We start from the raw sequence: 14,345 nt of genomic DNA on the forward strand, positions 1-14,345 counted from the left end.
CTGAATAAAAAAGTTAGTCACTATTCTACCTATGTGTGCAGTGTGGGGGAAACGTTAAACCTTTGTTGATTGAATTCACAATAGAAAGCAGCATCGTGCGCGTGTTGCTGTTCAGGGGAAAGTGATAGACTTGCGAACTATTATCTTATTTATGCAAACCCAAAGTAATTAGAGTCCAAAAATGGCAAAAGAAAAAAAACGTGGATTTTTTTCCTGGCTGGGCTTAGGCCGTCAGAATGAAGAACACACAGCAGAGCCATTGGCTACTGAGAAAGAAGATGCAGCTGAGCTGGTTATCGAAGAGCAGGCTATCAGCGAAAAACAGGCTGAAATAGCTTCAGAAAATACCGCTGACGCGGCGGCAGAGCTCGAGCAGGTCGCCCCAGGTGAATTGGATAGCGCTGCAATTAGCGAAGCTGCGGCTGAAATTTCGCCAGAGGTCGCAGTAGAACCAACTGCGCAACTAGTTGAAGAAAATATAGATTTTGCTGAAGATCCTCAATATTTACAGCATCATTTCTCACAGAGTCACAGTGATAAAGCCAACGTTGACTCATGGGATGAAGGTACTGTTAGTGCGCCAGAATTGCCGCTGACGGAAAGTCATGTTGTTATCGATATTCCAGAGCCACAAGCTATTGTTGATGAACCTCCGGTCGAGGTCATTGAGGTGTTTGCTAGCCTTGAAGACGAAATCGTAGCCGAAGAAAGCATTGAAACCGAACAAGACATTGAAACCGAAGAAACAATCGTAGCAGCTGCTCAAGAACAAGAACGGCCAACCAAAGAAGGTTTCTTTGCCCGTTTAAAACGCAGCTTAATCAAAACCAAGCAGAATCTTGGCTCCGGTTTTATGGGGTTGTTCAGCGGTAAGAAAATCGACGACGATCTGTTTGAAGAACTGGAAGAACAACTCCTGATCGCCGACGTTGGCGTCGAAACAACCCGCAAAATTATTACCTCTCTGACAGAGCATGCTAGCCGTAAGCAACTAAAAGATGCTGAAGCTCTGTATGGCAAGCTCAAAGAGGAAATGTCTGAAATTCTGTCTAAAGTAGACAAACCATTAGATGTCAGTGGTAAGAATCCATTTGTTATTTTAATGGTTGGCGTCAATGGGGTGGGTAAAACTACTACCATCGGTAAGTTGGCGCGCCAATTCCAGGCCGAAGGGAAATCTGTCATGTTGGCTGCGGGTGACACTTTCCGCGCAGCGGCGGTAGAACAGCTACAAGTTTGGGGTGATCGCAACAAGATTGCTGTAGTTGCACAACATACCGGCGCAGATTCAGCATCAGTCATTTTCGATGCTATTCAGGCGGCTAAAGCGCGAGGCATTGATGTGCTGTTGGCTGATACCGCCGGGCGTTTGCAAAATAAAGCCCACTTGATGGAAGAGCTGAAGAAGATTGTCCGCGTGATGAAAAAGCTGGACGGCGATGCCCCCCATGAGGTTATGCTGACGTTGGATGCCAGTACCGGACAAAATGCGGTGAGTCAGGCGAAACTGTTTAATGAAGCAGTGGGTTTGACCGGAATTACCCTGACTAAGCTCGATGGTACCGCCAAGGGTGGGGTAATATTTGCCATCGCAGATCAGTTCGGTATCCCAATCCGTTATATCGGCGTTGGGGAAGGTATAGAGGATTTACGGCCATTTAAGGCTGACGATTTTATTGAGGCTCTTTTTGCCCGAGAGGATTAATACGGATGATTCGCTTTGAACAGGTCAGTAAAGCTTATCTGGGAGGACGACAGGCACTGCAAGGGGTAGATTTTCATCTGCGTCCAGCGGAAATGGCGTTCTTGACAGGTCATTCCGGTGCAGGGAAAAGTACTCTGCTGAAACTGATTTGTGGTATCGAGCGCCCCAGTGCTGGCCATATCTGGTTTGGTGGTCATGACATCAGCCGCCTGAAAAATCGCGAAGTGCCATTCTTGCGTCGTCAGATCGGGATGATCTTTCAAGATCACCACCTGCTGTTGGACAGAACGGTCTATGACAATGTTGCCATGCCATTGATTATTGCAGGTGCCAGCACCGAAGATATTCGCCGCAGAGTGTCTGCGGCACTGGATAAAGTGGGGTTATTGGATAAGGCGAAAAACTTCCCTATTCAGCTCTCCGGTGGTGAACAACAGCGTGTTGGTATAGCCAGGGCGGTAGTGAACAAGCCCGCGGTATTACTGGCAGATGAGCCGACCGGTAACCTGGATGATGCATTATCTGAAGGCATTTTGCGTTTGTTTGAAGAGTTTAACCGTGTGGGCGTTACCGTGTTAATGGCAACCCACGACACGTCGTTGATTGCTCGGCGGCGCTACCCGATTCTGACATTAAGTCAGGGGCGTATGTCAGGAGCGCATCATGGCGAATAATAGTGCGCAGAAAGCAAAAACCAAGGCGCTGAAAGGCGGTTGGCGCGAACAGTGGCGTTATTCGTGGGTTAATGCTGTTGCCGATATGATGCGCCAACCGTTGGCAACGTTGTTAACAGTGATGGTGATTGCCATCTCACTGACCCTGCCAAGTGTGTGTTATATCGTGTGGAAGAACGTCAGTCAGGCGGCGGATCAATGGTATCCAACGCCGCAATTGACGGTCTATCTGGATAAAGCGTTAGATGATAACGCGGCTGAAAATGTCGTGACCACACTGAAAGCGGAAGCCGGTGTTGAGAAAGTTAACTATCTATCGCGGGAAGAAGCGATGGGTGAGTTCCGCAACTGGTCTGGTTTTGGCGGTGCGCTGGATATGCTGGAAGAAAACCCGCTGCCCGCAGTTGCCATTATCACGCCTAAGCTAGATTTTCAAAGTTCCGGGACGCTCGATACCCTGCGCGAGCGGGTGAGTAAGGTCGAAGGGGTAGCCGAAGTTCGTATGGATGATAGCTGGTTTGCTCGTTTGGCGGCATTAACCGGCTTGGTCGGGCAAGTTGCGGCCATGATTGGCGTGTTGATGGTGGTAGCTGTATTCCTGGTCATTGGTAACAGTGTGCGTCTGAGTATCTTTAGCCGCCGCGATACTATCAATGTTATGAAACTGATTGGGGCAACCGATGGGTTTATTCTGCGGCCGTTCTTGAACGGTGGCGCGATGCTAGGTTTCGGCGGTGCGGTGTTATCACTAATTCTCTCCGAAGCGCTGGTATGGAAGCTCGGTTCGGTTGTGACACAGGTGGCCACGGTGTTCGGCACCAGCTTTGCGCTACATGGGTTAAGCTGGGATGAATGCCTGTTGTTGGTGTTGATCTCGGCGATGATTGGCTGGATCGCCGCCTGGCTGGCGACGGTTCAACATTTACGCCGATTTACACCGCAGTAAAAAATGTTTGTTATACTCTTTCCCTGCAGTACTTCGATAAAGGCAGGGAAAGGGGCGTTGTTTACCCATTCATACCTTAAGTTTTCCCTGATACGCACAGCGAGTTATCTGCTAAGATCAATAGCTGAAACTGTGATCCAGGCTGAACTTTTATGGCAATGGCCGGTCGAAGAACACAGTGAAATGATAAGGTGTCCAACGCTTGAATCTGCTTAAGCAGGTGCTAAAATATTGGCGTTGAGAGAAATCTGCACTAAACATGCATGCAATGAGAGGGTTTCGAATGACCAAAGAAATGCAAACTTTAGCCTTAGTACCCCAAGGTAGTTTGGAAGCCTATATTCGGGCTGCCAATGCCTATCCAATGCTAACTGCAGAGGAAGAGCGGGAACTGGCTGAACGGCTGCATTACCAGGGCGATCTGGGGGCGGCTAAACAGCTAATCCTGTCTCACCTGCGCTTTGTTGCTCATGTTGCCCGTAACTATTCTGGGTATGGTTTGCCACAGGCTGACCTTATTCAGGAAGGTAATATTGGCTTGATGAAAGCGGTTCGCCGTTTTAACCCTGAAGTTGGGGTGCGTCTGGTGTCTTTCGCAGTACACTGGATCAAAGCAGAAATTCATGAATATGTTCTGCGTAATTGGCGGATTGTTAAAGTTGCGACCACTAAAGCTCAGCGTAAGTTATTCTTTAATCTGCGTAAAACTAAGCAGCGTTTGGGTTGGTTTAACCAAGATGAAGTCGAGCTGGTTGCCAAAGAACTGGGTGTGACCAGTAAAGATGTTCGTGAGATGGAATCACGCATGTCCGCACAGGATATGACTTTCGACCCATCTCCAGATGATGAAGCACGTGATGGCCAATCTATGGCGCCCGTCCTGTATTTGCAGGATAAAACCTCAGACTTTGCAGATGGCATCGAGGAGGATAATTGGGACAATCACGCGGCAGACAAATTATCTTATGCATTGGAAGGCTTGGACGAGCGGAGCCAGCATATTATTCGCGCTCGTTGGCTGGATGATGACAACAAGTCTACATTGCAGGAACTGGCTGATCAGTACGGCGTATCTGCTGAACGGGTTCGTCAGCTTGAAAAAAACGCGATGAAAAAATTACGAATGGCTATTGAAGCCTGATATATCCCTTACACAATTGACATTGCAGTTAACAATATACTGCGGTGTGTAATCAAAAGGGCATATGACGTAACATGAAGGGCGATATTAATAATTAATATCGCCCTTTTTCTTTGTGCATTTTAGCAGATTCTGATTTTTAACTATATGAGCTAAATAATGGCTTAAAAACCTTCCACACACTCGATTCCGACAGTCAGTCGGATTATCTATGGCGTTAACTCCGTAATAATAATTTTCTAAAAAAAACCAAATGCGGCAAAGTACTAAATACGATAAATAATAAAACAAGTAGGCTGGTACTGTTTTTATATTGTTAATTATCCATTGATTTAATGTGCCATATTAAATCACATAAAACATTATAAGTTAATTAATCACTAATAATTTTATTGTGCCATTGTATAATGGTATTTTTAATTATTAACAGTCTATATTTATAACTTAAATGATGTAAATGAAAATTTAATATTGGAGTTTTTTTCAGGATAATAATATGTCAAATGCTGCACGTAGCACTAATAAAAATAATGCCATGCCTATTGGTGGTGAAGATACATCTGTTGAACGGCTTAGAGGGGATGATTCAATAGTTTCTGGTATTGATAATATGGAGTATCGCCATTATGGAGTAACTGATGGCCACGGTATTATTGACGATAATGGCGGTCATTATGGCCATATCCAATTCATTAATATACAAACTAAAAAACTAAGACTACAAAGGTCAGGGAATGATTTAATATTTTGGACCAGAGTGAATGGGAAAGAAAGTTCACGATATAACCTTGTGACAGTTAAGCATCATTTTAGTGATGTTGGTGAAAATAAAGTTGAGTACCTTCTTTTAGATAATAAAAAATATGTTATTGATGATCTGACCCGAAATTTAGTTGGCAGCCAATCCTCATCAGTTGATCTTTTGTCGTCAGCGATCCCGCTGCCTATGTCCAAAGCCAGTAACTTGGTTTTCTCTTTGTCGCTGGATGATGTGACAAACCCTATTACCCATCTTTATCACTCTGGGGAAACATCTGGCTATGGTTTATCTAAAGAACTGGATGTATTAGGGCAACGCTATAACTTTAATATCCGAAAAGAGTCAGATATGACTTTTTGGACTGAAGACAATATGTGGTTATCGGCTGACGGCAAACAGGTATTTCAGCCGAGTAGCCCTATGGGGGATGGGGAGGGCACTGCGTATGAGGAGTTTGTCAGCAGCTTGGACATGAGCATCCCTGGGGCTGAGGAGGAAGGGCACCATAGTTTGGAGTTAGAAGATTGTCCTTCTCAAGGGCAATCTTTTGAGCGCTGGACAGCAGCGAAAATGTTAGTCAAAAAGTACAACTTGGATATGGTTAAAACTTTATCTGTCATTGACGGGGGGAATATGCTCACGGGCCGGCGGGCCAATGGTAAAATTTATGCATTGGTTGGCCGTGATGCGGTAATACAGACTACGCTAAGGCATAACTACCTTGATTCAGAGCGAGTGGCGGCCGAAGTTGAAGCAATGCAAAATAACGGTGAATTCACTTTAAGCCTGGCAAGTGAAGAATCGAGTATCTTTCGGCGGGGATTCGACCCTCAAATTGATTTAATGTTACTGGAAGCTTCAGGATTATTACCAGAGCACCTTGATTATCCTTCCCGTTTATTATTAGCCAAGACTGTACGCGCTAAACTTGAATTAGCAAATATGCGAGATGCATTAACTGATATTCCAGATATTGGTAATGAGATGAATTTATCGATAGAACAGATAGCTGCCGCAAATCATCGTCATCGTGTAGCATATAAAGGCGATAACATACCTGATAATTATGATGAGAAATTGTTGCGTATGTATAAAAGAGATTACTCTGAGCTGAGTGCGATGATGCAACGGTCACCACGATATAGTCATAAGTTAATCAAACAAAAATTACAACATTGGCAGCCGGATATCTCTGCTAAAAATCGCATGATGATCATGCTTAAGAATGCAGGTTTTATTCGTTCATCCCTAAGCGATAAGCAAGTTGAACAGCAGGCTATTCGTTTTCTCGCAATGAATGAAATCTCTAAAGATATTATTGCTGATGAACTGGGTGTGGCTCGTGAAGATTTGGTTATAGTGAGTCAACAGGAGTTTCATATTGATATGTATATGCGTCCATTGTCTGATGGGCGTGTTATGGTTCATGATTATCAGGAGGCGAAAAATTTAGTACAAAAGGTGCTGGACGATCCAAATAGTAAATTGACTGAGCAAAATAAAATTGATTTACAACAAACGATGCTTGAGTTGCAGCAGCTACACCAACAACGTCTTCCTATTAGCAATCTTATTGAGAAACAATTACGAGACTCTGGTCTACAACCTATAAAAACACCGGGTGTTTTCTCTGTGGGAGAAATACAGTTGGGGGCGGTTGATACGGAAGATCATTATATCTTAAAACGTCATGTGAATTATATGAATGGTGTCATGGGGACCAGCCAAAAAGATAATTCGATGTTCTATATTACCAATGCGTCTAGCATCGAACCTCTCAACGACGCAATCTCTGATTGGTTTAAAAATCACATGCCAGGGTTGCAGGTGGAATTTATTGGTAGGGCAAAAATGGGGGAGGGTAATGATTATTATGTTCCTGCTGACTTCAATTTTGCTGAAAGTTTATTGGATCTTAGCGGAGGTTTTGATTGCATTACCCTCCATCACGGCACTGCAACGGAGTTATTAGCTGAAAATATGGCAAGTTTCGCTGGGCAAAATGAAACAGTGGGTAGTGGATCCTCGCCGGATAGCGTGGCTGCTGCAATTTTTACCCGCCCATCATATATGGTAAATAATTATGAGCGGGCTGTTTAATCCGCTACCGCTGCCAGTTCTGCGTGCCACGGCTAAAACCGCAGGCATGCATAAAGCCATCCACAGCTTTACGGTTTGCGCATGCCACCTGATCGTCCTTCAATTGCCAGTGTTTCACTTCCGCTAGCTGACGCAATGTTTCTTCAATGAGATAAAGCCCCACGCCGCGCCGACGCGTCACTTCCCTGACACACAAATCCTCAAGCTCGGCCTGTTGGCCATCGACAATCACTTTCACTGCACCTAATAGACGCTCATTAAATCGCGCAGCGAAGAGCGGCTTGCCGTCATTAATCCATTGCAGCCAATAGGTTTGTTGCTGCTCAGGCCAAATTTTAGCTAAATCGATAAGGTCCTGATGAGTAAGGTTTGTTAAACGTTCAATAGTCAGTTTCATCGTCGATAAACCGCAGAAATGTAAGGGTTATAGGGCTATGGTTTATTGTACTAGATCATAGGTCAGAGAGTTGTGTAAGTTTTTCTGTACGTTCATGGGGGAAAATGTTTTTTCGCTACTGCATTTTCCGAGTTTTAACAGAGTAAATGATCACATAACCAGCACAACTCACTAGCATTTGTGCAAAACCCATTCAATTTAATCCTAATTTTATGCTGTTTACACCGCTTGTTTCTGCTTGTCTTAGTTGATTTGCAGCATAAAACTCCTGTTTAATGGCATGAAAAATAAAGTCTTATTAGAAAAAAGCATCACTTTTGAGACTAAATCATTATTACTTATGAATAAAACGTTACGGCGCTATAAAACGTTAAGACCAACACAACAAGCACGTTCACAATGACAGATGGGGAATTCGCGGATGAAATTAACAAAAGGTAAAATGTTGCTGGCTGGGTGTATAGCAATGGCGATGAGCCATTCTGTGCTGGCGAAAGACATCAAAGTTGCCATTGTTGGCGCGATGTCCGGCCCAGTTGCCCAATACGGTGACATGGAATTTACCGGTGCACGTCAGGCGATTGCTGATATCAATGCCAAAGGCGGAATTAATGGCGATAAGCTGGTCGGTGTGGAATATGATGATGCTTGCGACCCGAAACAAGCCGTAGCTGTCGCCAACAAAGTGATTAACGATGGTATTCGTTACGTTATTGGCCACCTGTGCTCCTCTTCAACTCAGCCTGCTTCAGATATTTATGAAGATGAGGGCGTGATTATGATCACCCCTGCTGCAACCAATGCTGATCTGACTACCCGTGGTTACAAAATGATCATGCGGACCACCGGTCTGGATTCTGACCAAGGCCCAACAGCAGCTAAATATATCCTTGAAACCATCAAACCTAAACGTATCGCTGTGGTACATGATAAGCAGCAATATGGCGAAGGTTTGGCGCGCTCCGTGCGTGAGAGCCTGAAAAAGCAAGGTACAGAACCTGTGCTGTTTGAGGGGGTGACCGCCGGTGATAAAGATTTCTCTACCTTGGTTGCTCGTTTGAAGAAAGAGAATGTTGATTTTGTTTATTTCGGCGGGTACTACCCAGAGATGGGGCAAATCCTGCGTCAGGCTAAGCAAGCTGGCCTGACAGCACGCTTTATGGGCCCAGAGGGCGTGGGTAACTCCTCACTGTCTAACATCGCGGGTGATGCTTCTGAAGGCATGCTGGTAACTTTACCAAAACGTTATGATCAGGTTTCTGTTAACCAACCTATTGTTGATGCGCTGAAAGCGAAGAAACTCGACCCAACCGGCCCATTCGTTTGGACAACTTATGCTGCGCTGCAATCGCTGACTACCGCGATGGAGCGGAGTGGTAGCCAAGAACCTGCTGATTTGGTCAAAGATCTGAAAACTGGTAAGCCGGTGGAAACCGTGATGGGGCCGCTGAACTGGGATGATAAAGGCGATTTGAAAGGGTTTGAATTCGGTATTTTTGAATGGCATGCGGATGGTTCATCAACCGCAGTCAAATAACAATAATATTAGAATCATCAAGTTTTAGGGTTGCTGTTGCAGCAATCCGGCCCCTTTTACCAACTGTATCCCCCCAAGTTTCGGGGGGATTTTTCCTCACTGCGCACAGTAGATTTGGTGCAGTTGGCTAGGGCAGCCAGGCAAGTGAATCAAAGGGTTAGAGTATGTCAGAGCAGTTTCTTTATTTCCTGCAACAGATGTTCAACGGGGTTACGTTGGGCAGCACTTATGCGCTGATCGCCATTGGTTACACCATGGTGTATGGCATTATCGGCATGATCAACTTTGCCCACGGCGAAGTGTATATGATCAGCAGCTACGTCTCCTTTATCGTGATTGCCGCATTGATGATGGTGGGGATTGATGCCAGTTGGTTATTGATAGGCTCTGCTTTTCTCGTCTCAATTGTTATTGCTAGTGCTTATGGCTGGAGTATTGAACGGGTGGCGTATAAACCGGTTCGTAGCTCTAAGCGCTTGATCGCGTTGATCTCGGCGATCGGGATGTCTATCTTCCTGCAAAACTACGTCAGCCTAAATCAAGGCTCGCGGGATCTGGCTCTACCGAGTTTGGTTACTGGTCAGTGGACGTTGGCTGAAACTAATGGCTTTGCCGCAACCATCAGCACCATGCAGTTGACCATTTGGATAGTCACCTTCTTGGCCATGTTGGCGCTGACACTCTTTATCCGTTATTCCCGCATGGGGCGCGCATGCCGAGCCTGTGCTGAAGATTTAAAAATGGCCAGTTTGCTGGGCATTAATACTGACCGAGTTATCTCACTGACTTTTGTTATCGGGGCGCTGATGGCCGCCGTCGCCGGGGTCTTATTGGGGCAGTTTTATGGCGTCATTAACCCATACATCGGCTTTATGGCTGGCATGAAAGCATTTACCGCCGCAGTGTTAGGTGGGATCGGCAGTATTCCGGGTGCGATGATCGGTGGTTTGATTCTGGGTGTGGCCGAAGCATTAACTTCTGCATATCTCAGCACAGAATATAAAGATGCAGTTTCATTTGCGTTGCTGATTGTTGTGTTATTAGTGATGCCTACCGGGATCTTAGGCCGTCCGGAGGTTGAAAAGGTATGAAACAACTCAACTTCCTTAACGCCATTATTTCCAGTTTTGTTTTACTCGTCCTTGCCTCGTTTGTGATGGGATTGCAGCTGCAGTTAGACGGCACCAAGCTTATAGTGCAAGGGGCTTCAGAGGTGCGTTGGTTGTGGATTGGCGCAGCTTGCATCGTAGTATTTTTCTTCCAATTAGTGCGGCCGTTCATCCAGCAAGGGATTAAAAAGGTCTCTGGCCCAGCATGGGTATTACCCAGCTTTGATGGCACCACCCCGCGCCAGAAATTATTGGCGGCTGCGATTATTATTGCTGCAATAGCCTGGCCATTTTTGGTCTCCCGAGGCTCGGTAGATATCGCCACCCTGACACTAATTTACGTCATGCTGGGGCTGGGTTTGAACGTTGTGGTCGGGCTATCAGGCTTGCTGGTTCTGGGCTACGGGGGTTTTTATGCTATTGGTGCTTATACCTATGCTCTGCTGAATCACTATTACGGGTTGGGTTTCTGGGAGAGTTTGCCTCTGGCGGGAATTGTCGCGGCACTGTCCGGCTTCCTGCTCGGGTTCCCTGTTTTACGTCTACGTGGGGATTATTTGGCGATTGTGACATTGGGCTTCGGTGAGATTGTGCGTATTTTGCTGCTCAATAATACTGAAATCACCGGTGGACCAAATGGGATTAGCCAAATTCCTAAACCGACACTGTTTGGTTTGGAATTCAGTCGCACCGCGAAAGACGGCGGCTGGGATACTTTCCACAATTTCTTTGGCCTGACTTATGACCCAAGTGACCGCATCATTTTCCTGTATCTGGTGGCGTTGTTATTGGTGGTTCTGACTCTGTTTGTGATTAATCGGTTGCTCCGCATGCCGCTAGGCCGGGCTTGGGAAGCACTGCGCGAAGATGAAATTGCTTGCCGCTCATTGGGTTTAAGCCCGACAAAAATCAAGCTGACCGCGTTTACCATCAGTGCTGCTTTTGCCGGTTTTGCGGGCACGCTGTTTGCTGCGCGACAAGGTTTTGTCAGCCCTGAGTCCTTCACTTTTGTGGAGTCGGCTTTTGTATTGGCGATTGTGGTATTAGGCGGGATGGGGTCACAGTTCGCGGTTATTCTGGCGGCCGTATTGCTGGTGGTTTCGCGTGAGTTAATGCGAGATCTCAATGCGTACAGTATGTTGTTGTTGGGTGCATTGATGGTGTTGATGATGATCTGGCGTCCGCAGGGCCTATTACCGATGAAACGGCCGCAATTGAAGCTGAAAGTCGCCGATATCAAAGCTAAACAGGGGGAACAAGCATGAATACGCAACCTTTGTTAGCGGTTGAAGGGCTGTCGATGCGCTTTGGCGGGTTATTGGCGGTGAACAATGTCGGCCTGAATCTCAATCAAGGAGAAATTGTCTCACTGATTGGCCCGAATGGTGCCGGTAAAACTACGATCTTTAACTGCCTGACTGGCTTTTATCGCCCGACTGGCGGCACAATTAAATTACGTGATCGCCATATTGAAGGGCTCCCTGGGCAGGTTATTGCACGAATGGGGGTGATTCGCACTTTCCAACACGTGCGTTTGTTCCGTGAAATGACGGTGGTCGAGAACTTGCTGGTGGCACAGCATCAGCATCTTAAAAGCGGTGTATTTGCCGGCCTGCTGAAAACGCCGGGTTTTCGGCGCGCAGAGGCCGATGCATTGGAGCGTGCCGCAACTTGGCTAGAGCGGGTCGGATTATTGGAACTGGCTAACCGGCAGGCAGGGAATCTGGCCTACGGTCAACAACGGCGTTTGGAAATTGCCCGTTGTATGGTGACCCGCCCTGAGCTATTGATGCTAGATGAACCGGCAGCAGGCCTGAACCCGAAAGAAACTGATGAACTGAATCAGTTAATTATGGAGCTGCGCGACCAACATCAAGTTTCGGTATTGCTCATTGAGCATGACATGAAATTGGTGATGGGGATTTCTGATCGTATTTATGTGGTGAATCAGGGAACTCCGTTGGCACAGGGCTTACCGGCAGAAATCCGTAATAATCCGGATGTGATCCGGGCCTATCTGGGCGAATAACTTATTTTTAAGTAAACGTATTTTTAGGTAAATGAAAACGGGCGAGGCATAAACATAACATGTTGTCATTTAATAAAGTTTCCGCCCATTACGGCAAAATTCAGGCATTGCATCAGGTTAGTCTGCACATCCAGCAAGGCGAAATTGTCACCTTGATTGGTGCTAATGGCGCGGGTAAAACCACACTCCTGGGCACATTGTGTGGCGAACCTCGTGCAACCGAAGGTAGCATCATTTTCGGTGAGCAGGATATTACGAACTGGCAGACCGCGCGTATTATGCGTGAGGCGATTGCCATCGTGCCGGAGGGGCGACGGGTGTTTTCCCGGATGACGGTTGAAGAGAACCTCGCTATGGGTGGTTTTTTTGCTGATCGTCAGCAATATCAGCAGCGTATTGAGCGAGTTTACGACTTATTTCCACGGTTGTTTGAACGTCGGGTGCAGCGGTCTGGCACCATGTCTGGTGGTGAACAGCAAATGTTGGCGATTGGGCGCGCATTGATGAGCCAGCCTAAATTGTTGCTGTTGGATGAGCCGTCTCTTGGGCTGGCTCCGATTATTATTTTACAAATATTCGATACTATTCAACAGCTACGGGAAGAGGGAATGACAATCTTCTTGGTTGAACAGAATGCCAATCAAGCGCTGAAATTGGCTGACCGAGGGTATGTGCTAGAGAATGGCCGCATTGTTCTGGAAGATACCGGCGCTGCTTTGTTGGCGAATGAAGCGGTACGTTCTGCTTATCTGGGCGGTTAAGTCTCAATGTTTTTGTATTAATATTTTTTAAGGCCCAGTTCTGGGCCTTATCTATATGTTTATGCTAAAGGCGTGATAGTAAAGTTCAGTGTATCGCTATAACTCCCTTTATCAGTAGTATCAGTACGATAAAGCCGTATTTGGGGTGACCAACACATTTTCTCTTCACCCGTGTTATTATCAGCTTTCAACTGTATGAATTTTTTATCAGCTGGCAATGAAAAATCTGTTTTGGCATATTCATCATTTTTAAGTATCACTCGATAGTTAATAATGTTATTCCCTTTATCTTCTTTTAATTGAAAATGTCGGTTATTCTGCGCTAGCCCATTTATATTACTGGCACTGATCATATAACGGGTATTTTGTATTCCTATAGCCCGATAGCTAATACAAAAACGATTGGCTGCTGGATTTATCAGTGGGGCATGTAAACCACTGCCACCGGCAGTTTTATCGAGTAGATTATCTAAATCGATACTTTTTAATCGCCATGTTGCGGTAGCTAAACGAAATTTAGGATCAACTTTTAGAGTCGATGGTGCCATATTCGCTTGAGGGTCAAAAGATTCGCATTGGTTTCCTGACGGGCTAAAAGAAACTCCTCTGGATGAAAGTAAAGGATGTTTTTGGTCATTGGAAACAAGCACACCACCAACAGTTGCCCCTATCCTGATATTTTTCAGGGCATTTGCATTAACCGTAAATGATACATGGTAGTGAGTAACGTTAAAGGCACTTGAATTATTTTTAAACTTAATTACTTTAATATTATTGCTCGACCGATCATGGTAAATACCATTAAGAGAAATATCATGTAGGTCTTGTAGCTTAATATTTAAATTTGGTGAGCCATCAGCATTATAAAAATAGAGTGAAAGTAGGGCTTTACGTGAATGTAATGATGTATTTTTCAAGTTAGCATCAGAAATATTGATTAGCTCCTTCCACTTTATACGATGCCCACCCGCATTCAGACCAAACAAGCCATCAATCAGACGTGCTTGAAAAGAAACTTTCACACTGCCATCATCTAATAGTTTTGCTGAGCAGTTAGAGTAGTATTGTGTATAGTCATAAAAATAAGGATTAGCCATCGCGACGGGGTGTAATATTAACAATAATAGTCCCATCAATAGTTTTCTGCTTGTAGTATTCATTTCGTGTCTCTCCATGACAGTCAACG

Annotated in this window: 12 protein-coding genes; 10 read left to right on the forward strand and 2 right to left on the reverse strand. The window is 45.5% G+C overall.

Translation table 11 applies throughout. The features are described from left to right. Window positions 1-181: 181 nt before the first annotated feature. From ftsY to OVO64_RS16440, 5 genes are all read left to right on the forward strand, one after another. Window positions 182-1,705 (forward strand): signal recognition particle-docking protein FtsY, encoded by a 1,524-nt coding sequence (gene ftsY, locus OVO64_RS16420; protein ID WP_050292296.1) that lies wholly within the window; start codon window positions 182-184, stop codon window positions 1,703-1,705. A gap of 5 nt (window positions 1,706-1,710) precedes the next feature. Further along, window positions 1,711-2,379, forward strand: coding sequence for a cell division ATP-binding protein FtsE (ftsE, locus tag OVO64_RS16425; RefSeq protein ID WP_004391337.1), 669 nt, complete (start codon window positions 1,711-1,713; stop codon window positions 2,377-2,379). Then, window positions 2,369-3,325 carry a permease-like cell division protein FtsX gene (ftsX, locus tag OVO64_RS16430; protein WP_038638280.1) on the forward strand — a complete coding sequence of 319 codons (957 nt, stop codon included), beginning with the start codon at window positions 2,369-2,371 and terminating at the stop codon, window positions 3,323-3,325. The genes ftsE and ftsX overlap by 11 nt, the downstream gene beginning before the upstream one ends. Before the next feature lie 283 nt (window positions 3,326-3,608). Further along, a complete protein-coding gene (rpoH, locus tag OVO64_RS16435) occupies window positions 3,609-4,466 on the forward strand; it encodes an RNA polymerase sigma factor RpoH (protein ID WP_004391342.1) in 858 nt (285 codons plus the stop codon). 496 nt (window positions 4,467-4,962) lie between these two features. Further along, window positions 4,963-7,326 carry a hypothetical protein gene (locus OVO64_RS16440; protein WP_230852365.1) on the forward strand — a complete coding sequence of 788 codons (2,364 nt, stop codon included), beginning with the start codon at window positions 4,963-4,965 and terminating at the stop codon, window positions 7,324-7,326. A 4-nt stretch (window positions 7,327-7,330) separates the two neighbouring features. Here OVO64_RS16440 and panM read toward each other — a convergent pair whose 3' ends face one another. Then, window positions 7,331-7,723 (reverse strand): aspartate 1-decarboxylase autocleavage activator PanM, encoded by a 393-nt coding sequence (gene panM / locus OVO64_RS16445; protein ID WP_050292293.1) that lies wholly within the window; start codon window positions 7,721-7,723, stop codon window positions 7,331-7,333. A gap of 421 nt (window positions 7,724-8,144) precedes the next feature. On the opposite strand from panM, the gene OVO64_RS16450 reads away from it, so the two are divergent. From OVO64_RS16450 to livF, 5 genes are all read left to right on the forward strand, one after another. After that, on the forward strand, window positions 8,145-9,260 hold the full coding sequence (locus OVO64_RS16450; protein WP_267248898.1) for a branched-chain amino acid ABC transporter substrate-binding protein: 1,116 nt from the start codon (window positions 8,145-8,147) through the stop codon (window positions 9,258-9,260). Window positions 9,261-9,424: 164 nt separating this feature from the next. After that, entirely contained in the window at window positions 9,425-10,351 is a 927-nt protein-coding gene (gene livH, locus OVO64_RS16455; protein WP_004391347.1) for a high-affinity branched-chain amino acid ABC transporter permease LivH, read from the forward strand. Further along, a complete protein-coding gene (locus tag OVO64_RS16460) occupies window positions 10,348-11,634 on the forward strand; it encodes a high-affinity branched-chain amino acid ABC transporter permease LivM (protein ID WP_145509895.1) in 1,287 nt (428 codons plus the stop codon). The genes livH and OVO64_RS16460 overlap by 4 nt, the downstream gene beginning before the upstream one ends. Then, on the forward strand, window positions 11,631-12,398 hold the full coding sequence (gene livG / locus OVO64_RS16465) for a high-affinity branched-chain amino acid ABC transporter ATP-binding protein LivG (RefSeq protein ID WP_032820178.1): 768 nt from the start codon (window positions 11,631-11,633) through the stop codon (window positions 12,396-12,398). The genes OVO64_RS16460 and livG overlap by 4 nt, the downstream gene beginning before the upstream one ends. Window positions 12,399-12,457: 59 nt before the next feature. Beyond that, window positions 12,458-13,159, forward strand: coding sequence for a high-affinity branched-chain amino acid ABC transporter ATP-binding protein LivF (livF, locus tag OVO64_RS16470; protein WP_004391351.1), 702 nt, complete (start codon window positions 12,458-12,460; stop codon window positions 13,157-13,159). Between the two features lie 59 nt (window positions 13,160-13,218). On the opposite strand, the gene OVO64_RS16475 is transcribed toward livF, so the two are convergent. Next, on the reverse strand, window positions 13,219-14,319 hold the full coding sequence (locus OVO64_RS16475) for a hypothetical protein (RefSeq protein ID WP_145509896.1): 1,101 nt from the start codon (window positions 14,317-14,319) through the stop codon (window positions 13,219-13,221). Window positions 14,320-14,345: the final 26 nt, after the last annotated feature.

The organism is Yersinia sp. Marseille-Q5920, from assembly GCF_946902935.1.
Taxonomy (GTDB): domain Bacteria; phylum Pseudomonadota; class Gammaproteobacteria; order Enterobacterales; family Enterobacteriaceae; genus Yersinia; species Yersinia rochesterensis.